The sequence below is a fragment of the Streptomyces sp. NRRL WC-3742 genome (genome assembly GCF_000720635.1).
In the GTDB taxonomy this organism is placed as follows: Bacteria; Actinomycetota; Actinomycetes; order Streptomycetales; family Streptomycetaceae; genus Kitasatospora.
In genome coordinates, this window is record NZ_JOCF01000047.1 from 1 (window position 1) to 19,930 (window position 19,930).

15 protein-coding genes are annotated in these 19,930 nt (G+C 73.4%); 10 read left to right on the top strand and 5 right to left on the bottom strand.

Annotated features, from left to right (window positions below):
• Nucleotides 1-763 (bottom strand): response regulator transcription factor (locus tag IH61_RS43165; protein ID WP_031073386.1); only part of this gene is annotated, 763 nt, incomplete at its 3' end.
• 132 nt (nucleotides 764-895) lie between these two features.
• On the opposite strand from IH61_RS43165, the gene IH61_RS0124465 reads away from it, so the two are divergent.
• Entirely contained in the window at nucleotides 896-2,218 is a 1,323-nt protein-coding gene (locus IH61_RS0124465) for a DUF6350 family protein (protein ID WP_051837851.1), read from the top strand.
• A 7-nt stretch (nucleotides 2,219-2,225) separates the two neighbouring features.
• Here IH61_RS0124465 and IH61_RS0124470 read toward each other — a convergent pair whose 3' ends face one another.
• Entirely contained in the window at nucleotides 2,226-2,888 is a 663-nt protein-coding gene (locus IH61_RS0124470; protein ID WP_031073390.1) for a hypothetical protein, read from the bottom strand.
• Nucleotides 2,889-3,368: 480 nt separating this feature from the next.
• Here IH61_RS0124470 and purN point away from each other — a divergent pair, with 480 nt between their 5' ends.
• Both purN and purH read left to right on the top strand, forming a co-directional pair.
• Nucleotides 3,369-4,028: a phosphoribosylglycinamide formyltransferase gene (gene purN / locus IH61_RS0124475; RefSeq protein ID WP_031073392.1), complete on the top strand. Its 660-nt coding sequence runs from the start codon at nucleotides 3,369-3,371 to the stop codon at nucleotides 4,026-4,028.
• On the top strand, nucleotides 4,025-5,602 hold the full coding sequence (gene purH, locus IH61_RS0124480; protein WP_031073394.1) for a bifunctional phosphoribosylaminoimidazolecarboxamide formyltransferase/IMP cyclohydrolase: 1,578 nt from the start codon (nucleotides 4,025-4,027) through the stop codon (nucleotides 5,600-5,602). The genes purN and purH overlap by 4 nt, the downstream gene beginning before the upstream one ends.
• Nucleotides 5,603-5,713: 111 nt before the next feature.
• Here purH and IH61_RS0124485 read toward each other — a convergent pair whose 3' ends face one another.
• Nucleotides 5,714-6,346 (bottom strand): hypothetical protein, encoded by a 633-nt coding sequence (locus IH61_RS0124485; protein ID WP_031073396.1) that lies wholly within the window; start codon nucleotides 6,344-6,346, stop codon nucleotides 5,714-5,716.
• A gap of 464 nt (nucleotides 6,347-6,810) precedes the next feature.
• On the opposite strand from IH61_RS0124485, the gene IH61_RS0124490 reads away from it, so the two are divergent.
• From IH61_RS0124490 to IH61_RS0124515, 6 genes are all read left to right on the top strand, one after another.
• Nucleotides 6,811-7,665 carry a bifunctional methylenetetrahydrofolate dehydrogenase/methenyltetrahydrofolate cyclohydrolase gene (locus tag IH61_RS0124490; protein ID WP_031073399.1) on the top strand — a complete coding sequence of 285 codons (855 nt, stop codon included), beginning with the start codon at nucleotides 6,811-6,813 and terminating at the stop codon, nucleotides 7,663-7,665.
• Between the two features lie 21 nt (nucleotides 7,666-7,686).
• Nucleotides 7,687-8,112, top strand: a complete 426-nt coding sequence (locus IH61_RS0124495) for a DUF3017 domain-containing protein (RefSeq protein WP_051837854.1) — start codon at nucleotides 7,687-7,689, stop codon at nucleotides 8,110-8,112.
• 201 nt (nucleotides 8,113-8,313) lie between these two features.
• Nucleotides 8,314-9,306: a malate dehydrogenase gene (locus IH61_RS0124500; RefSeq protein WP_031073402.1), complete on the top strand. Its 993-nt coding sequence runs from the start codon at nucleotides 8,314-8,316 to the stop codon at nucleotides 9,304-9,306.
• A gap of 92 nt (nucleotides 9,307-9,398) precedes the next feature.
• Entirely contained in the window at nucleotides 9,399-10,724 is a 1,326-nt protein-coding gene (locus tag IH61_RS0124505; protein WP_031073405.1) for a hemolysin family protein, read from the top strand.
• A gap of 30 nt (nucleotides 10,725-10,754) precedes the next feature.
• Nucleotides 10,755-11,795, top strand: coding sequence for a tryptophan--tRNA ligase (trpS, locus tag IH61_RS0124510; RefSeq protein ID WP_031073407.1), 1,041 nt, complete (start codon nucleotides 10,755-10,757; stop codon nucleotides 11,793-11,795).
• Nucleotides 11,792-12,346 (top strand): 2'-5' RNA ligase family protein, encoded by a 555-nt coding sequence (locus IH61_RS0124515; protein WP_051837856.1) that lies wholly within the window; start codon nucleotides 11,792-11,794, stop codon nucleotides 12,344-12,346. The genes trpS and IH61_RS0124515 overlap by 4 nt, the downstream gene beginning before the upstream one ends.
• Before the next feature lie 53 nt (nucleotides 12,347-12,399).
• Here the strand turns inward: IH61_RS0124515 and IH61_RS0124520 are convergent, their stop codons facing one another.
• The gene (locus IH61_RS0124520; protein WP_051837858.1) at nucleotides 12,400-14,865 is read right to left on the bottom strand and encodes a CDP-glycerol glycerophosphotransferase family protein; all 2,466 of its coding nucleotides are present in this window, start codon (nucleotides 14,863-14,865) and stop codon (nucleotides 12,400-12,402) included.
• Between the two features lie 341 nt (nucleotides 14,866-15,206).
• Nucleotides 15,207-18,779 carry a bifunctional glycosyltransferase/CDP-glycerol:glycerophosphate glycerophosphotransferase gene (locus IH61_RS0124525; RefSeq protein ID WP_031073412.1) on the bottom strand — a complete coding sequence of 1,191 codons (3,573 nt, stop codon included), beginning with the start codon at nucleotides 18,777-18,779 and terminating at the stop codon, nucleotides 15,207-15,209.
• Between the two features lie 131 nt (nucleotides 18,780-18,910).
• Here IH61_RS0124525 and IH61_RS0124530 point away from each other — a divergent pair, with 131 nt between their 5' ends.
• Nucleotides 18,911-19,909: a glycosyltransferase gene (locus IH61_RS0124530; protein WP_031073415.1), complete on the top strand. Its 999-nt coding sequence runs from the start codon at nucleotides 18,911-18,913 to the stop codon at nucleotides 19,907-19,909.
• Nucleotides 19,910-19,930: the final 21 nt, after the last annotated feature.

Here is a 19,930-nt window from a genome sequence, read left to right on the forward strand (position 1 = left end):
CCAACCGCACACAGTGCACCGCCCGGTGCCGACACGTCGTCAACAGAAACACCTGCTGCACCAACCGCGTGTACGCCCCCTCGTACAGCACCTCGAACGCCCCGTCGCCGCCGTCGGCCGACGGCGCTGAGGGCAGGCCGTCGGACGGCTTCGCGGCAGCACCGCGCACGCCACCGCCCGGCGCCGCACCCGCGACGGACACGCCGTCACCCGGCCTTGCCGCAGAGGGCACGCCCCCGCCCCGCTTCGCCGCGGCGTCGACGGGCCGTCCGCCACGCGGCTCGGCCGTGGCGGACGGCTCACCGGGCGATTTCCTCCCTCTGTCGTCGGCCTGTTCGCCGTGGCGTGGTGCCGCGGTAGCAGACCGCCGGGGGTCGGCGGTCGGCGCCTTCGGCTGCCGGCCGCCTGAATTCGTGCCACCTGAATTCGCGCCGCCCGGTTGCGCCGAACGGTCGGTGACCGCGTCGCCGGGCTGCGGCGGACCGCCCGCCGCCGTCCGGCCGTCCCCGCCCTTCGCCGCCCCGTCCGGGTGGGCGAGGGCGACGGCGGCGGCCGGGGTGGGGGCGCCGAGTTTGCGCATGGCGCGGTGGATGTAGCTGCGGGCGGTGGCGGGGGTCACGCCGAGTGCGGTGGCGACGTGGGTGAGGTCGTGGCCTGCGGAGAGGTGGGCGAGGGCTTGGGCCTCACGGGGGGTCAGCTTTCGTAGCAGGTCGGCGAGGTCGTGCTCGCCGGTGCGTCGCTTGGGGGTGGGTGGCGTGGTCATCAGACGCTCCGGGCCGGGGCGCCGGCGGCTTGGGGGCAGGGTCTGAAAATGCGCATAAGCCAATAATCTGGGACACGGCGGCGGTTTGCCGCTTCACGGAGCATGGCGAGTCGCCTTGGCACCATGAGGCGCATGACGCAGCTGACGGGTCGTCCGATCCTCGGGATTCCGGGCGAGGTGGGCGGACGCCCGGTGCCCGCCGACCTGTTGACGGGGGTGCGGGCGGCGCTGGTCGGGCTCGCGGTGGTCGGGGTGCCGGTTCTCGGGCTCTGGGTGATCACCCCGTACGCGGACGACGGCGCCGCCGGTGCCACCCGTCTGGCGGCGGCCCTGTGGCTGCTGGGGCACGGCGCGCCGGTGCTCCGCGGGGGTGCGCAGGCGCCGTTGTCGGTGACGCCGCTGCTGCTGGGCGTACTGGCCGTGGTGCGGCTGTACCGGGAGGGGGCCGCGCTGGAGCGGCGGCGCGTGCTGCGGTCGCGGTGGGGCGGGCCGGTGGCGCTGTGGGCGGGGTACTGCGCGGTGGCGGTCGGGGTGGCGCTGCACTGCGCGGGGGCCGGGCTGTTCCGCAGCCGGGTGCTGCTGGACGTCCTCGTGGTGGCCCTGGTGGCGGGGGCCGCGCTGGCCGCGGGTGTGCGGTCGGCGGATCCGGAGGCCCGCGCCCACCCCGTTCTCGGTCTGCTCGACCGCCTGCCCCCGCCGTACCGCCCGACAGGAGGCGCGGAAGCGGTGGGAAGCGCCGCGCTCGCGGCCGGGGCGGGGCTGGTGGCGGCGGGCGGGGTGCTGGTCGCGGTGTCGGCGCTGCTCTCGGCGGTGGCCGGGGGTGGCCGGGGCGCGGCGCTGCTGGCGGGCGGTCCGGCGGCGCTGGCGGGGCTGGTGCTGCTCGCCGTGGTGCTGCTGCCGAACGCGGTGGTGTGGGGCGCGGCGTACGCGCTGGGCCCGGGATTCGCGGTGGGCGCGGGTACGGCGGTGGCGCCGTCCGGTACGAGGCTGGGCCCGCTGCCGGACTTCCCGCTGCTCGCCCTGCTCCCGGCCGAGGGGCCGGGCGGCTGGCGGTGGGCGGCGCTGCTGCTCCCGGCGCTGGCGGGCGTGGTGCCGGCGCTGCTCCTCGGGCGGGCGGCGGTGCGCCCCGAGCCCTGGACGCCCGCCGCGACGGCGGTCGCGGCCCTGGCGGCGGCCCTGCCGACCGGGGCGGGCGCGGCGGCGCTGGCCTGGCTGTCGGGCGGTGCGCTGGCGGCGGAGCGGATGGCCCGCCTGGGGCCGGTGCCCTGGTGGACGGGCCTGGCGGCGGCGGGCTGGGTCGCGCTGGTGGCCGTTCCGGGCGCGCTGCTGGTCCGTCACCTGGCCCTGGCGCCGTCCCACCGGACAGGGCTCGCACGCCGGAGCGCGCTGCGGCTGCGCGCCGGGGCGTACGCGGCCGTCCTGCGCCTGTCCTCCCGCCGCGCGCCCGCCGACTGAGCGGCCCCTACTCGGCGTTGCCCGTGAAGTCGACGTACCACTTCGGCGCGTACCGGTCGCAGTTGTCGGCGCCGACCGAGGTCAGGGAGTCCTGCACGCAGGTCTCGTACTCGTGGTAGTAGAGGCCGAGCCCGATCACCGAGGTGGTGACCACCACCGTCATCGCGCCGGTCAGGATGCCCGCGAGCGCGGCCGGGGTGAGCGGGTTCGGTGCGGGCGGCTCGTAGGCCGCGTTGCCGGTGCGGGCCTCGGCCGGCTTGGGGGTGCGCATGGCGCTGACGCCCCAGACGATGCCCAGCAGGCCGACGAGCAGGGCGAGCCAGTGGAGGCCCAGGAACAGGCAGACCAGCGCGAGCGGCCCGGCGAGGGCGGCGTTGCGGGCCCGGCGGTGGGCCGGGTTGCTCGGGTCGAGCCGGGGCGGCTGCGGTGCCGGGGGCCGCTGGCCGGGGCGGCCGTCGCCGAGGCCCGCACCCCACGGCGGCGGGAACGGCGGGCGCTCGCCGGAGCCCGAGCCGGAACCCGAACCCGAACCCGGCCCGCCGTCGCCGGACGGGCCGTGGACGCCGCCCTCGCCGGGCCGGGGACCGCGAGGCTGCCACGGCTGGTCCGGGGCATCCTCCGGCGGCGGCGCGAAGGGGTTGCGCTCGCCGGTGTCGTCACCGCTGCTCATGGTTCGGCCATTCCTTCTCGGTCGGTGGCCCGGTCGGTCGATCCGTCGAGGACCGGTCGGCTCGGAGGCTCGGTCGGCCGGAGCGTTGCCCCGGCGTCTCCTATGATCCCGCAGCCGTTCACCGACCCACCGGGCGGCCCGTCCCGCCGCCGCCCGGCCGCCGCCCCGCCACTGCCCGGCAGCCGCCTCGGCACCCGCCCGCACCGCCGTGCGGGCACCTCGCCGCGCCGCCCGCAACTCCCGTACGGCGAACGCGAGGAGATCCCCGTCTCAACTACGCGCGTAGCGCCGCCGAGGGCGTGCGGAGGCCGTCCGACCAGCCGTTATCGTGGTGACGGTCAGCAGCTCACCACGGTTCCCCGGGGCCCGCGTCGCGGCGGGTTCCCCTGGTGTTCCCCCTTGCTCGACCTGCCGTTCGTAGTGGCCCCACCGCCGGTGGACGTACCAGCGGGCGGCGCCCGACCTACGGAGAATCGCGCAGTGGCCGCCGCCCCCGCCCAGCTCTTCCCGCCCCGTACGCCCGGACCGGCCCGCCTGGTGGTGCTGGTCTCCGGCTCCGGAACCAATCTGCAGGCGCTGATCGACGCCGCCGCCGACCCGGCCTTCGGTGCCGAGATCGTCGCCGTCGGCGCCGACCGGGACGGGATCGTCGGCCTGGAGCGCGCCGCGAAGGCGAACATCCCCACCTTCGTCCACCGGGTGAAGGACTTCCCGGACCGCGCCGACTGGGACGCCGCGCTGACCGCCTCCGTCGCCGCCCACGAGCCGGACCTGGTGGTCACGGCCGGCTTCATGAAGATCCTCGGCCCCGCGTTCGTCGCGGCCTTCACCGGGCGGATCGTCAACACCCACCCCGCGCTGCTGCCCGCCTTCCCCGGCGCCCACGGCGTCACCGACGCCCTCGCGTACGGGGTGAAGGTCACCGGCTGCACCGTTCACCTGGTCGACGCCGGCGTGGACACCGGGCCGATCATCGCGCAGGGCGTCGTCGAGGTCGTCGACGCCGACCACGCCGATGGCGGCGACGCGCTGCACGAGCGCATCAAGACTGTCGAGCGCAAGCTGCTCGTCGACGTCGTGGGCCGGCTGGCCCGCGAAGGTCACCGCATCGAGGACCGAAAGGTATGGATTCCGGCATGAGTGCCAGCTCCACCACCCCCCCTGTCTCCGAGAACGTCCGTCCGATCCGTCGTGCGCTCATCAGCGTGTACGACAAGACCGGTCTGGAGGAGCTGGCCCAGGGCCTGCACGCCGCCGGGGTCGCCATCGTCTCCACCGGCTCCACCGCCGGACGGATCGCTGCCGCCGGCGTGCCGGTGACCGAGGTCTCCGAGCTGACCGGCTTCCCGGAGTGCCTGGACGGGCGCGTGAAGACGCTGCACCCCCGCGTGCACGCCGGCGTGCTCGCCGACCTGCGTCTGGAGTCGCACCGCGCGCAGCTGGCCGAGCTGGGCGTCGAGCCCTTCGACCTGGTCGTGGTGAACCTCTACCCGTTCAAGGCCACCGTCGCCTCCGGCGCCACCCCGGACGAGTGCGTCGAGCAGATCGACATCGGCGGCCCGAGCATGGTCCGCGCCGCCGCCAAGAACCACCCCTCGGTCGCCGTCGTGGTCGACCCGGCCCGCTACGAGGACGTGCTCACGGCCGTCCGCGAGGGCGGCTTCGACCTGGCCACCCGCAAGCGCCTGGCCGGTGCCGCGTTTGCCCACACCGCCGCCTACGACGTGGCCGTCGCCTCCTGGTTCGAGGCCGGCTACGCCCCGAGCGACGCGGACTTCCCCGAGTTCCTGGGCGCCACCTGGGAGCGCCAGAACGTGCTGCGCTACGGCGAGAACCCCCACCAGGGCGCCGCGCTCTACACCGACGGCAGTGGCGGCCTGGCCGGCGCGGAGCAGCTGCACGGCAAGGAGATGTCGTACAACAACTACGTCGACACCGACGCCGCCCGCCGCGCCGCCTACGACCACGCCGAGCCGGCCGTCGCGATCATCAAGCACGCCAACCCGTGCGGCATCGCGACCGGCGCCGACGTCGCCGAGGCGCACCGCAAGGCCCACGAGTGCGACCCGGTCTCCGCGTACGGCGGCGTGATCGCCGTCAACCGCCCGGTCACCGTCGCGCTGGCCGAGCAGATCGCCCCGATCTTCACCGAGGTCGTCGTGGCCCCGGGCTACGAGGACGGCGCCCTGGAGGTGCTGACCAAGAAGAAGAACCTGCGCGTGCTGCTCGCCGCCGAGGCCCCGGCCAACCGCCAGGAGGTGCGCCCGATCTCCGGCGGAGTGCTGCTCCAGGACGCGGACCGGGTGCACGCCGAGGGCGACGACCCGGCGAACTGGACCCTCGCCACCGGCGAGGCGCTCTCCGAGGCGGAGCTGGCCGAGCTGGCCTTCGCCTGGCGGGCCTGCCGGGCCGTCAAGTCCAACGCGATCCTGCTGGCCAAGGACGGCGCCTCGGTCGGCGTCGGCATGGGCCAGGTCAACCGGGTCGACTCCTGCAAGCTCGCGGTCGAGCGGGCCGGCGAGCGGGCCAAGGGCGCGTACGCCGCCTCGGACGCCTTCTTCCCGTTCCCGGACGGCCCGGAGATCCTGATCGCCGCCGGTGTGAAGGCGATCGTCCAGCCCGGCGGTTCGATCCGCGACGAGCAGGTCGTCGAGGCGGCCCAGAAGGCCGGCGTGACGATGTACTTCACCGGCGCGCGGCACTTCTTCCACTGACCGGCAGGCCCGGCGGCAGGCACAGACCCTGACGGCATGACGGAGCGGCCCGGCACCTCCTCGGAGGTGCCGGGCCGCTCCGTCGCGTCAGGCCGTCAGGCCGTCAGGCCGTCAGTAGCGCGGCCGGTTGAACCAGGCCACGCCGTCCCGGGTGCTCATGGCGACGATCCAGAGGATGGAGATCCCGATCCACAGCACGCCGATGATGAGCCCGAACGGGCCGCCCGGGTTGTTCGCGGAGCTCTGGGTCAGGCCGCTGAACAGCACCAGCAGGCCCAGCAGCAGCGAGATGCAGCCGTACACGAGGGTGGTGATCCTGGTCGCCGGGCCGCCCTTGCCGAACTTCGCGCCGAGGGTGATGGACAGGATCGAGGCGAGCAGGTACACGATCCCGAGCACCAGCAGGACGCCGGCCGCGGCGTTGCCGATCGTCGCGATGTCGCCGCTGCGGGTGTTGGCCTCGTGCTTGGCGCCCCCGGCGATGATCAGCAGGATGGCCGTCAGGATGACCTGCACGCCGCCGATGACGAAGAGCAGCACGCGGGTGGTCAGCACCAGGCCCGGCATGCTCTGCGGCGCGGCCGGCGGGAAGCCGTAGCCCTGACCCACCGGCGGGTAGCCGTACGCGGCGGGCTGGGGCTGCTGCTGCGGGTAGCCGTACCCGGCCGGCTGCTGCTGCGGGTAGCCGTAACCCTGGGGCTGCGTCTGGCCGTACGGGTTGTTCGGGTCGGGCGGGTAACTCATGGATGCCTCCGGGCAGTTACGGGGACGCGGGGACGGGACGGCGGAGGACCCGGTTGCGGCCGGCGGGTCGGGGTCACCGACCTGGACGGGACGGTGGTCGAGCGCGCCGGCAGCCCGGCGACGGTGACGGGCGGCGCGGGGCTCAGCGGCGAGGTGAGCGGGCGGCGAGCGGAGCCGTGCGCGGGCGCGTGGCGAAGGGCCGCGCGCGTGGGCGGTCGGGCTGCTCGGTCTTCTGCGGTCGGCTCACATCTTCCCCCGGGTACGCCCCGCCGCGGTGTCCGGCGGCCCGTCACGGGGCCGGTCGCGGCAGGATATGCCCCGACATCGTCAACCGGACGGCACGGCCCTGTCCAGCCGGTTGCCGGACAGGGCGCGAGACTGTGGCGCAACCGCAACGTGGTCCGGACCTTCCGCCGGTGCCGCCCCTGGTTCGGGGGCGTTCCGCGATCCGGGAGAATGGGGTCATGAGCGCCCAGATTCTCGATGGCAAGGCCACCGCCGCCGCGATCAAGTCCGAACTCGCCGCCCGCGTGGCGGCCCTCAAGGCGAAGGGCGTCACGCCCGGCCTCGGCACCGTCCTGGTCGGCGACGACCCGGGCAGCCGCTGGTACGTCAACGGGAAGCACAAGGACTGCGCCGAGGTCGGCATCGCCTCCATCCAGCGCGAGCTGCCCGCCACCGCCACCCAGGAGGACGTCGAGAACGTCGTCCGCGAGCTCAACGCCGACCCGACCTGCACCGGCTACATCGTCCAGCTGCCGCTGCCCAAGGGCCTGGACCAGAACCCCGTCCTCGAGCTCATGGACCCGGACAAGGACGCGGACGGCCTGCACCCGACCTCGCTCGGCCGTCTGACCCTGGGCATCGAGGGCCCGCTGCCCTGCACCCCGCTGGGCATCGTCGAGCTGCTGCGCCGCCACGAGGTGCCGATCGACGGTGCCGAGGTGGTCGTCGTCGGCCGCGGCATCACGGTCGGCCGCTCGATCGGCCTGCTGCTGACCCGCCGCAGCGAGAACGCCACCGTCACCCTGTGCCACACCGGCACCCGGGACCTGGCCTACCACCTGCGCAAGGCCGACATCATCGTGGCCGCCGCCGGCGTGCCGCACCTGATCAAGCCGGAGGACGTCAAGCCGGGCGTCGCGGTGCTGGACGTGGGCGTCAGCCGCAGCGAGGGCAAGATCGTCGGCGACGTGCACCCCGGCGTGGCCGAGGTCGCGGGCTGGATCTCCCCGAACCCGGGCGGCGTGGGCCCGATGACCCGCGCGATGCTGCTCAACAACATCGTCGAGGCGGCCGAGCGCCGCGCCGGCGTCTGACACCCCAGGGAGACGGCGAGCATGTCTGAACCGCGACCGGCGCGGTCCCGGCGCAGGCCGGTCAAGACCACCGGCACCCTGCCGCCCGAGGGCTCGCGCGCGGCCCTCGGCTCCGGCCACGCCCTGCCGGTCCGGCAGTGGCCCATAACGCTGGTCCTGTCGGTGGTCGGGGCCGGTCTCGCGGTCACCTGGTTCGCCGACTTCAAGGACGGTTTCCGGTACGGGCTGCTGATCCTCGGCTGCGGCGTGCTGCTGGGGGCCGTGCTGCGGCTCGTCCTGCCGGAGGTCGGCATGCTGGCGGTGCGCAGCCGCTTCACCGACGTCATCGTGATGGGCTTCCTGGGTGCCTCGATCGTGCTGCTGACGCTGGTCGCGCAGCCGAACCCGTGGCTGGAGATGCCCTGGCTGGACAACGTCGGACAGCTCATCGGCAGGCCCAAGCACTGATCCGCAGGTCTGCGGCGGCCCCCGCCCTCGGAACAGAGGGTGGGGGCCGCTCTTCGTCTGTGACGCATCAGCCACGCCCGGGCATCGGGCGTACGCCCCGCTTTGCGGTAACCTGACGCCGGTCTCTCGATGTCGAGAGATCATCCTGGCTCCAGCGCCGGTGTGCCTGGGGCACCTGGCGATCTGCTGGAGAAGGTAGAAATGACTCGCACCCCCGTCAACGTCACCATCACCGGAGCGGCCGGCCAGATCGGCTACGCGCTGCTCTTCCGCATCGCCTCGGGCCACCTGCTCGGCGCCGACGTGCCGGTGAACCTGCGCCTCCTCGAGATCCCGCAGGGCCTCAAGGCCGCCGAGGGCACCGCCATGGAGCTCGTCGACTGCGCCTTCCCGCTGCTGCGCGACATCAAGATCACCGACAACCCGAACGAGGCGTTCGACGGCGCCAACGTCGCCCTGCTGGTCGGCGCCCGCCCGCGCACCGCCGGCATGGAGCGCGGCGACCTGCTGTCGGCCAACGGCGGCATCTTCCGCCCGCAGGGCAAGGCCATCAACGACAACGCCGCGGACGACATCAAGGTCCTGGTCGTCGGCAACCCGGCCAACACCAACGCCCTGATCGCCCAGCGCAACGCCCCGGACGTCCCGGCCGAGCGCTTCACCGCGATGACCCGCCTGGACCACAACCGGGCCGTCGGCCAGCTCTCCGCCAAGACCGGCGCCCTGGTCTCCGACATCAAGCGCGTCACCATCTGGGGCAACCACTCCGCGACCCAGTACCCGGACATCTTCCAGGCCGAGGTCGCCGGCAAGCCGGCCTTCGAGGCCGCCGGCAGCGACCAGGCGTGGCTGGAGAACGACTTCATCCCGACCGTCGCCAAGCGCGGCGCGGCCATCATCGACGCCCGCGGCGCCTCCTCGGCCGCCTCGGCCGCCAACGCCGCCATCGACCACGTCTACACCTGGGTCAACGGCACCGCCGAGGGCGACTGGACCTCCATGGGTGTCGTCTCCGACGGCTCCTACGGCGTCCCGGCCGGCCTGATCTCCTCCTTCCCCGTCACCACCAAGGACGGCAAGTTCGAGATCGTCCAGGGCCTGGAGATCTCCGACTTCTCCCGCGCCCGCATCGACGCCTCGGTCAACGAGCTGGTCGAGGAGCGCGACGCGGTCCAGGAGCTGGGCCTCATCTGAGCCCCCGCAACCGACCGACGGCCCGCCGCCCCACCGAGGGGCGGCGGGCCGTCGCCGTCCGGCCGCACCCGGCCGCCCTACACTGACCGGCTGTGAACGAAACCATCGGCGACGCCGCGCTCGTCCTCGTGTTCATCCTCCTGGGCGGCCTGTTCAACGTCGCCGAGATCTCGCTGATCTCCCTGCGCGAGGGCCAGATCCGCACCCTGGAGGCCGTCGGCACCCGGCGCGCGGCCCGGGCCGCGCACCTGGCCGCCGACCCCAACCGCTTCCTCGCCGCCGTCCAGGTCGGCGTGACGTGCATGGGCTTCCTGTCCGCCGCCTTCGGCGCGGACACCCTGGCCGGCAAGGTCGCCCCGGTGTTCGTCGAGGCCGGGCTCTCCCCGGGGCTCGCCGACGCCCTCGCCCTGGTCGGCCTCACCCTGGTGATCAGCTACGTCTCGCTGGTGCTCGGCGAGCTCACCCCCAAGCGCATCGGCCTGCAGCGCGCCGAGTCCATCGCCGTGGTCGCCGCGCCCGTGGTGGACGTCATGTCGGTGGCGCTGCGCCCGGTGATCTGGCTGCTCGGCCATTCCACCAACCTGATGGTCCGCCTCCTCGGCGGCGATCCGGCCGCCGGCCGCGGCTCGATGAGCTCCGAGGAACTGCGCGGCCTGGTCGCCGCCAACACCGAACTCGGCAGCGACGAGCGGGCGTTGATCGCCGACGTGTTCTCCGCCGGCGAGCGCCAGCTGCGCGAGGTGATGGTCCCGCGCACCGAGGTGACCTTCCTGGACGCCGAACGCCCGCTCGCCGCCGTGCGCCACCAGGCCGAGACCTCCCCGCACTCGCGCTACCCGGTGGTCGAGGGCAGCGCCGACGCCGTCGTCGGCTTCGTGCACGTCCGGGACCTGTACGGCGCCCGCGGCGAGCAGGCCGTCAAGGTCCGCGACCTCGCCCGCCCGGTCAAACTGCTGCCCGGCACCAAACGGGTGCTGAAGGCGATGAGCGAGATGCGCCGTGAGGGCCACCACCTGGCCATCGTCGTCGACGAGTACGGCGGCACGGCCGGCATCGTCACCCTGGAGGACCTGGTCGAGGAGGTCATCGGCGAGATCCGCGACGAGTACGACCGCCCCGAGACCGCCACCACCCGCCGGCTGGCCGGCGGCGGCATGGAACTGGACGGCCTGCTCAACCTCGGCGACTTCGAGGAGGAGACCGGCGTCGCCCTGCCCGAGGGCCCCTACGAGACGGTGGCCGGCTGCCTGGTCGCCTCCCTCGGCCACCTGCCCCGGGAGGGCGACCAGGCGCGGATCGTCGCCGAGAGCGGCCAGGGCGTCATGCTGACGGTCGCCAAGCTGGAGGGCCGGCGGATCGCCCGGGTCGGGGTGAGTGCCGTCACACCGCCGGAGCCCGAAGGGCCGGAGGTTTCCTGACCGAGCGGGGGAACTGGAAGAATGGCCCGCATGGTCAACGCAGCGGTCACCGGTCCGGCCAAGGACCGTCCCCGGGTGCTCTCCGGCATCCAGCCCACCTCCGGCTCGTTCCACCTCGGCAACTACCTCGGCGCGGTGCGCCAGTGGGTCGATCTGCAGAAGGACAACGACGCCTTCTACATGGTGGTCGACCTGCACGCGATCACCGTGCCGCAGGACCCGGCGACCCTGCGCGAGAACACCCGGATCTCCGCCGCGCAGCTCCTCGGCGCGGGCCTCGACCCGGAGCACTGCACCCTGTTCGTCCAGTCGCACGTGCCCGAGCACGCGCAGCTGGCCTGGGTGATGAACTGCCTCACCGGCTTCGGCGAGGCGTCCCGGATGACCCAGTTCAAGGACAAGTCCTCCCGGTACGGCGCCGACAGCACCACCGTCGGCCTGTTCACCTACCCGATCCTGCAGATCGCGGACATCCTGCTCTACCAGGCGGACGCCGTCCCGGTCGGCGAGGACCAGCGCCAGCACGTGGAGATCACCCGCGACATCGCCGAGCGCTTCAACTCGCGCTACGCCCCGGTGTTCACGATCCCGAAGCCGTACATCCTCAAGGAGACGGCCAAGATCATGGACCTCCAGGACCCGGCCATCAAGATGAGCAAGTCGGCCTCCTCGCCCAAGGGCCTGGTGAGCCTGCTGGACGAGCCGAAGGCCAGCGCCAAGAAGATCAAGAGCGCCGTCACCGACACCGGCACCGTCGTCTCCTACGACGAGGAGCAGAAGCCGGGCGTCTCCAACCTGCTGCGCATCCACTCCGCGCTCAGCGGCCGGTCGGTCGAGCAGCTGGTCGCGCACTTCGAGGGCAAGATGTACGGCGCCCTCAAGACCGAGCTGGCCGAGCTCTACACCGAGTGGGTCACGCCCTTCCAGGACCGCACCCGCACCTTCCTGGACGACCCGGCGGAGCTGGACCGGGTGCTCGCGATCGGCGCCGAGAAGGCCCGCGCGGTCGCCTCCGAGACGCTGGCGACGGTGTACGACCGGATCGGCTTCCTCCCGGCCGCCAAGCGGTGACTCCCCTCACACAACTACCCGATGGTGAGCGGCTCCCGGAGCTGCTCACCATCGGCGTGTCCGTGCACATCCCGGAGCCGTACGGCACGCAGCTCCAGGACGCCCGGGCCGCGCACGGCGATCCGCAGGCCCGGTCGATACCGACGCACGTCACCCTGCTGCCGCCGACGGAGGTGCCCGCCGAGCTGCTGCCCAAGATCGAGGAGCACCTGGCGTCCGTGGCGGCCGCGCACCGGCCGTTCCGGATGCTGCTGCGCGGCGCCGGCACCTTCCGTCCGGTCTCCCCGGTGGTGTTCGTCCGGGTCGAGGAGGGCGCGCAGGAGTGCCGGCTGCTGGAGGCGGACGTCCGCTCGGGCCCGCTGGCCCGCGAGCTGGCCTTCCCGTACCACCCGCACGTGACGGTCGCGCACGGCCTGCCCGAGGACGTGCTGGAGCGGGCGTACGAGCAGGCGCGCGGCTACCGGGCGTCCTTCCGGGTGCCGGGCTTCTCGCTCTCCCGGTTCGACGCGGACGAGGTCTGGCGGCCCTGGCGGGCCTACGCGTTCGCCTGAGCCGGGCAGCGCGTTCGCCCGGGACGGAACGCCGCGCCCTCTCCCGAGGCGGACTACCCGGCGCTGCGCCCGAGTTCCAGCATCCGGTCGACCACCCGGCGGGCCGCGCCGCCGTCGTCCAGGGCGCAGTGCTCGGCCCGGAAACGGCGGTAGCGCTCGGCGTATCCGGGCGGCAACTCGGCTTCACCGTCCGCGAGTTCGCGCAGCGAGCCGAGCAGTTCGGCGGAGGTCGGCACCAGCGGGCCCGGGGCGTCCCGCTCGAAGTCGAAGTAGAAGCCGCGCAGGGTGTCGCGGTAGTGCTCCAGGTCGTAGGTGAAGAAGTAGATCGGGCGGCCGGTGATCGCGAAGTCGAACATGATCGACGAGTAGTCGGTCACCAGTACGTCCGCGACGAGCAGCAGTTCCTGCGGGTCCGGGTAGTCCCCGCAGTCGTACAGGAAGCCGTCCCCGGCCGAGGGCAGCGGCTCGCGCACGTGCGAGTGCGGGCGGATCAGCAGCACGTGGTCCTCGCCGAGCAGGCGCCGCGCGTGCTCCACGTCCAGCTTCAGGCCGAGCCGGAAGCCGTCGCCGTCCCCGCGCCGCTGGTCCTCGCGCCAGGTGGGCGCGTACAGCACGATCCGCTTGCCCTCGGGGACGCCGAGCTTGCGGCGGACGGCCTCGGCGTCGCTCCGGTCGGCCCGGGCGAGCACGTCGCCGCGGGGGTAGCCGGACTCCAGCACCTCGCCGTTGTAGCGGAAGGCGCGCCGGAGGATCGGGGTGGCGAAGGGGCTGGGGGAGAGCAGCAGGCTCCACTGCGGGGTCTCGCGGTCGAGCGCCTCCAGGTAGCCGTGGTCGGACAGCCAGGAGTTCTCGACGTCGTGGGCGATGCGCTTGAGCAGCGAGCCGTGCCAGGTCTGCACGACGACCTGGCCGGGGCGGCGCTCCAGGAAGTCCGGGAAGTGCGTGTTGCCGACGAGGTAGCGGCAGGTGGCCAGCGCGCGGTACCACTCCGGGCTCCAGATCCGTACGGCGCGCACCCCGGGCGGCAGCTCGGCCTGGGCGTCGTCGACGACCCACAGGTGTTCCAACGCCTCGCCGCGGCGCACGAGTTCGGCGTGCACGGCGCGAGGTGAGTCGGCGTAGCCGCGGCCGCCGAACACGTCGTACAGCACCGCCTCGCGCACCGGCTCGCGGCGGGCGGCGGGGTAGTGCTCGGTGCGCTGGCGCCGCTGGGTGAAGGCGCTGCGCTCGGTCGCGTCGAGCACCGGGGTGGAGTCCACCAGCAGGGTGTCGGCCCAGCGGCGCTGCAGCAGGACGCGCTTGCCGCCGGCCGTGGTGGCGGCGGGCAGGGCGGGCAGCAGGGCGGGGGCGGCGAGCAGCGGCCGGCCGGGTCCGGAGCCGTCGGCGGGCTCCAGCGAGACGCCCCAGACGCCCTTGCGCAGCGGCAGTGCGATGCCGTCCGAGCCGGTGCGGGTGGCGGGCACCCGGGCCAGGAAGCGGCCGTCGCCGGTGGCGGATATGGGGGTGCGGACCTCCTGGGCGAGGGAGTCGTGCCGCAGGACGAGCTCGAGGCCGTCCTCGGCCGCGCCCGGGCAGTGGCCGGCCAGTTCGAAGGCGCCGGCGCGCCCGGTGATCCGGTCGACGAAGCCGGCCGGGGGCTGGACGCACAGCTGGAGGCGCCCGTCCGCGAGGTGCTTGAGGTAGAGCGCCCGGCCCGGGGCGCCCGGCAGCGGGTGCTGGCCGGCGACCGGGCCGCCGCGCTCGTCGAGGCAGAGCTGTTCGGTGCCGCCGTCGGGGAACAGCAGCTCGGCGTCCCAGTGCTCCAGGTCGCCGGTGCCGCGCCCGTCCTCGGTGAACGGCCCGTACGGCAGGTGGACGGCGAAGGTGTTGCCGGTGCGGGCGAGGGGGCGCTCGATCACGGCCTCGCTCTCCCGGTGGCGCAGCCGCAGCACGGTGCCGGACGGGCAGGAGTCGGCGGCGCCGCGCAGGTCGAGGCCGCCGGGGCCGGGGTCGGCCGCGGTGAGCCGGGCGGCGGGGCGTTCGAGGCGCAGGGTGAGCCGGCCGTCCTCGAAGAACGGCTGGAGGCGGACGTCGCCGTCCACCCAGCGGGCCGGCGGGTACTCGCCGGAGCCGCACCAGTGCGGGGCGAGCGTGCCGTAGCGGCGGCGCAGCCGGGCGGCGGCGGGGCGGGTGAACAGGGTGGTCTCGATCCGCCAGTCGCCGAGCAGCCACTGGCCGTCGCGGTGCAGCCGGGAGGGTTCCACGAGCGCGGTGAAGCCGGACCAGTCGTGGTTGAACGCGGACTGGGCGCTGTCGTCGGTGACCTCGGGCATCCTGCGCGGTCTCGACCGCAGGTGGACGGGCGGGCGCGCGGCGTCCCGGTGGCGCAGGGTCAGCCAGGTCCAGGCGGAGCCGGGGCGGCCGGTGTCGAGGTCCGCGGGCCGGGCGAAGCCGGTGAGCTCCAGGCCCCGGGCGTGCCAGCGGGCGCGCAGCAGGCCGAAGGCCACGTCCTCGTCGGCGGCGGGTCGGTCGGTGGTCACACGGGGTACGGCATGGGGGAGGACGAACCGTGTGAGCACAGGCATGGCGGGGATGGCCCTTCGGGGAACGGGACCCCCGGCCATGGCGGTGGACCGGGAGCGCGGCCGACGATCCGTTCTTCGCAGGGGGGTCGGGGCCGATTTCACATCCCATACCTCGGCGACGTTCCCGGTCAACCGTACGGAGTGTCGAAATTCGCCGAAGATTCGCTCGCCAATCACCGGGTGGACGGCAAAGCAGACACAAAGGGTCGTAAACGCAGTGTGATTTCTCTCAGATGATTCTCAGGAATTGCCGGGGCGCCCGCACCGGTGGTGTCGGGCGCCCCGGAAAGCCCTCGCTACTCCTGGCGGAGCATGGCCTCGACCACGCGGGCCGAGGCGCTTCCGTCGTCCAGGTCGCAGTACGCCTCGCGGAAGGCGGCCGCCTTGTCGGTGTACTCGGCCGCGACCTCGTCGACCCGGCCGAGCGCCTTCACCAGTTCCTCCGAGGTGGCCAGCAGCGGCCCGGGGGCCTCGGCCTCGAAGTTCAGGCTGAATCCGCGCAGGTTGTCCCGGTAGTGCTCCAGGTCGTACGTGAAGAACAGCAGCGGCTTGCCGGTCGAGGCGAAGTCGAACACGCTCGCCGAGTAGTCGGTCACCAGTACGTCGGCGATCAGCAGCAGCTCCGCCATGTCGGGGTAGCTGCCGACGTCCCAGATGTAGCCGTTGCCGGCGTCCGGGATCTGCCCGCACATCAGGTGGTGACGGCGCACCAGCAGCACCTGGTCGTCGCCGAGCGCCGCCCGGGCCGCCTCCAGGTCGATCCGCAGGTCGATCTGGTAGCCGCCGTTCGGCCGCCGCCGGTCCTCGCGCCAGGTCGGCGCGTAGAGCACGACCTTCTTGCCCTCGGGCAGGCCCAGCCGTTCGCGGACCTGCTCGGCGGTCTTCTCCCGGTCGGCCGCGAACAGCAGGTCGTTGCGGGGCGAACCGCTCTCGACGATCTCGCCGTGGTAGTCGAAGGCGCGCCGCAGCACCGGGGCCGACCAGCTGTTGCCGGCCACCAGCAGGTTCCAGTGCTGGACCTCGCGGGCGAGGCTCTTCAGGTAGTTCGAGTCGGTGAACCAGACCTTCTCGAAGTCGAAGCCGACCTGCTTGAGCGGGCTGCCCTGCCAGGTCTGCACGACCACCTGGCCGGGGCGGCGGACGAAGAACTCGGGCAGGTGGGTGCTGGTGACGATGTACTTGGCGGTGGCCAGCGCCTCGAACCACTCCGGGCTCCACATGCGCACGGAACGCGCGGTGCCCGGCAGGTCCGCCTGCATGTCCTCACTGCCCCACAGGTGCTCCAGCGGCAGGCCCCGGCGGACCAGTTCCTCGTGGATCGCCCGGGGGGAGTCCCCGTACTGGCTGACGCCGCCGACGTGGTAGAGCACGGTGTCGCGTACCGGCTTGCGCCGGGCCGCCGGGTAGTCGACGGTGCGCTCCAGCCGCTGGCGGTAGCCGGCCCGCTCCTCGGGCAGCAGCACCGAGTGGGACTCCAGCGACAGGCCGTCGTGGCGGCGGCGCTCCAGCGCGATGCGCTTGCCGCGCGACTCCACCTCCAGCGGCAGCGTGTCGAAGCAGCCGGGGCCGACCAGCGCCGAGGCGTCGGGCAGCGCCTCGGCCGTCGAGCCGACCGGACGGAAGAAGACGTTCCAGGTGCCCTTGGTGAGCGGCACCCGCCCGGCGAAGGAGGCGGTCGGCACGGCGGGCAGCGCGGTGCGGAACCGGCCGTCCGCGATCTCCACGGGGTAGACGTGCTCCTCCTCGCGCCAGTGGTGACGGACCACCAGCTCCCAGCGGTGCGCGCCGGGCAGCGGGAACGAGCCGCTGAGCAGGAAGCCGTCCGCGCCGCGCGCGGAGACCTCGTCCACCACCGGCTGGAGCACCTGGTCGACCAGCTGCAGGTGGCCGCCGGGGGAGGGCTTTGAGTACAGCGCCCGGCGCAGGTCGGCCGGGGCGCCCGGGTTCAGCGGCACGTGCAGCTGCTCGGGCGCGTTGCGCTCGTCCCAGGCGATCTGGATCGTCTCGCCGTCGGCCAGCTCCAGGACGGCGTCCCAGCGGTCGCGGCTGCGCTCGGTGGCCACCGGGTCCAGCTCGGCCCAGGCTTCGCGCACGGCCGTCAGCTCGGCGATCGGGACGTCCGCGGTGAACGGCTGCAGCGAGCCGGCCGGCACGCCCAGCTCCAGCGGGAAGGACACGTGGCGGTCCGACTCCACGTGGGTCAGCCGCAGCCGGCCCCCGGCGAAGTTCGGGCCGGAGCGGGCCGCGCCGGAGACCTCCAGCCGGTCGTTGCGGGCGGCCAGGCCCGACACCCGGGCCCGGACGGTCTCCACCCGCAGGTGCACGTGGTTGTCCCGCACCCACGGAGTGATCCGCACGTCCGGCTCGACCCAGTGCGAGGGCAGGTACTCGGCGCTGTCGCTCCAGCCCGCCGAGATCCGGCCCTTGTACACCCCGCCCTTGCCCGCGCCGGCCACCAGGACGCGCCAGTGGCCGTCCTTCCACTGGCCGCGGCTGCGGAGCTTCTTCGGGTCGATCGCGACGCTGAACCCGGACCAGTCGCAGTTGTACAGGTCGTGGTTGCAGCTGGCCGTGGCCTCGGGGCTGTACGTGGTCCTCATCGGCACCGCGATCACCCGGCGGCCCCTGGTCTCCCGCAGCACCAGCGTGCGCACCATGTCGTGCTTGCCGGACGCGCCCAGCTGCTCCGGGTACGCGTGCCCGGTCAGCTCCAGCTTCCCGCCCACCCAGGCGCTGCGGTACAGGCGGCTGCGCATGACCAGCGAGTTGTCCAGCTTGAGCACCCCGGCCGGCACGCTGCGGCGCCCGCCGCGCAGGAACGGGTAGTCGGCGTACGGGCGCAGCAGGCCGCGGGCCTGCACACCGCCGCCGCTGTCGCCCTCGTACCTGATCTGCTCGACGAGCTCGTCGATGCGGCCCTGCAGGGTCAGGTGGTACTTGAGCCGCAGCGGCGCGCGCAGCTTGCGCACCTGCTCGGGGCCGATGGCGCGCAGCAGCCGGCTGACGTGCTGGAGGTAGGCGTCCCGGTACTCCTTGTCGCCGTCCACGACGGACCAGAAGAACATCGGGATCTCCTCGACGAGGGTGTTCTCGTCGTAGGAGCGCAGGTACTGGGCGAAGCGCGGCTCGGTCTGCTTCCGCAGCCAGGCGCGGACCAGCTCGACCGAGGCGACCCGGTCGACCAGGCCCTTCGGGTTGGTGCGCATCTGTGTGATCGACATCTCGCCGACCTCGCGCTCGCGCCAGTGGTAGATCGGCTCGGAGAGCACGTCCACGCTCGCGGCGAGGTAGTGGTGCGGCACGCTGACCGGCGCGTCCTCGTAGAGGATGCCCTCGGGGTAGAGGATGTCGGCGGCGTCGAAGAAGGACCGGCGGTACATCTTGTTCCAGGCGGTGCGGTCGGTGACCAGCGCCGGGATCTCCGTGATGTGGGTCCTGAGCCTGGTCTCCTTGAACGGCTTCACGTGCCCGCCGGACTGGTAGTAGCCCACCGCGCGGAACCGCAGCACGTTGCCGGTGCAGAAGTCGGAGCCGGTCTCGTCGAGCGTGTTGATCATCAGCTCGTACGCGCTCGGCGGCATCGAGTCGTCGCTGTCCACGAAGCACAGGAACTGCGAGTCCGGGTCGATGTGCCGGATACCGGTGTTGCGGGCCGCCCCCAGGCCCTTGTTGACCTGCCGGACCAGCCGGAACCGGGAATCCTTCGCCGCGTACGCCTCCGCGAGCGCCGCGCTGCCGTCCTTCGAACCGTCGTCGACCATGACGCACTCGAAGTCCGTGAAGGACTGGGCGGCGATCGAGTCGAGGCATTCGACGAGGTAGCGCTCGACGTTGTAGATCGGAACGACGATGGAGAGGCGGGGAGCCATCGGCTACGCGGCCTTTCTCGGGAGGAGCGGAGCCGCCCGGGGGACGGGCCTGACCGCACTGGGATCGGTGCGTTTTGCCCCCGATCCTACCTAAGCACCAGGCCCCGACCCCGGCCCACTACGCTGGGCCCGTGCCCCGTTTCAGCGTCATCGTGCCCGTGTACCAGGTCCAGGACTACCTGATCGAGTGTCTCGACTCGGTCCTGGGACAGAACGGCCCGAGCCTGGAACTCATCGCGGTGGACGACCGTTCCCCGGACGGCTGCGGCGCCCTCCTCGACGGGGCCGCCGCCGCGGACCCGCGCGTCACGGTGCTGCACCTGCCCGAGAACGTCGGCCTCGGCCGCGCCCGCAACGCGGGCCTCGAGGTCGCCACCGGCGACTACGTCCTCTTCCTCGACAGCGACGACACCCTGACCTCCGGCCTGCTCCGGAGCATCGACGACCGCCTTCGCGCCACCGGCGACCCGGACGTCCTCGTTTACGACTACGCCCGCACCTACGCCGACGGCCGGATCACCCGCGCCGCCTCCGCCCACGTCTTCGGCGCCCCCTCCCCGGACGTCTTCGACCTCGCCGCCCGCCCCGACCTGCTCGACCTGCTCCAGGTCGTCTGGAACAAGGCGTACCGCCGCGACTTCGTCACCGAGCAGCAGCTGGTCTTCCCGGCCGGCTACTACGAGGACACCCCCTGGACGTACCCGGCGCTGCTCGCCGCCGAGCGCATCACCCTCCTCGACGAGATCGGCGTGCACTACCGCCAGCGCCAGGAGGGCGGCAACATCCTGGCCACCGCGAGCCGCAAGCACTTCGACGTCTTCGCCCAGTACGACCTGGTCTTCGCCTTCCTCGACCGCCGCCCCGACCTCGACCACTGGCGCCCGGTCGTCTACGGCAAGATGCTGCACCACCTCAACACCGTCGTCGCCAAGCCAGGCCGCGTCCCCGCCGGCGACCGCCGCGAGTACTTCCGCCGCGCCGCCGAGCACTGCGCCCGCCTGCGCCCGGCCGGCTACCGCCCGCCCGCCGGCGTCGAGGGCGTGCGCCTCGAACTGCTCGGCCACGGCCGCTACGGCGCCTACCAGGCCGTCCGCGCGCTGGCCAAGGCCCGCCGCCTGGTGCGCCGCTGACGGCTGTTCGGGGGACGGATT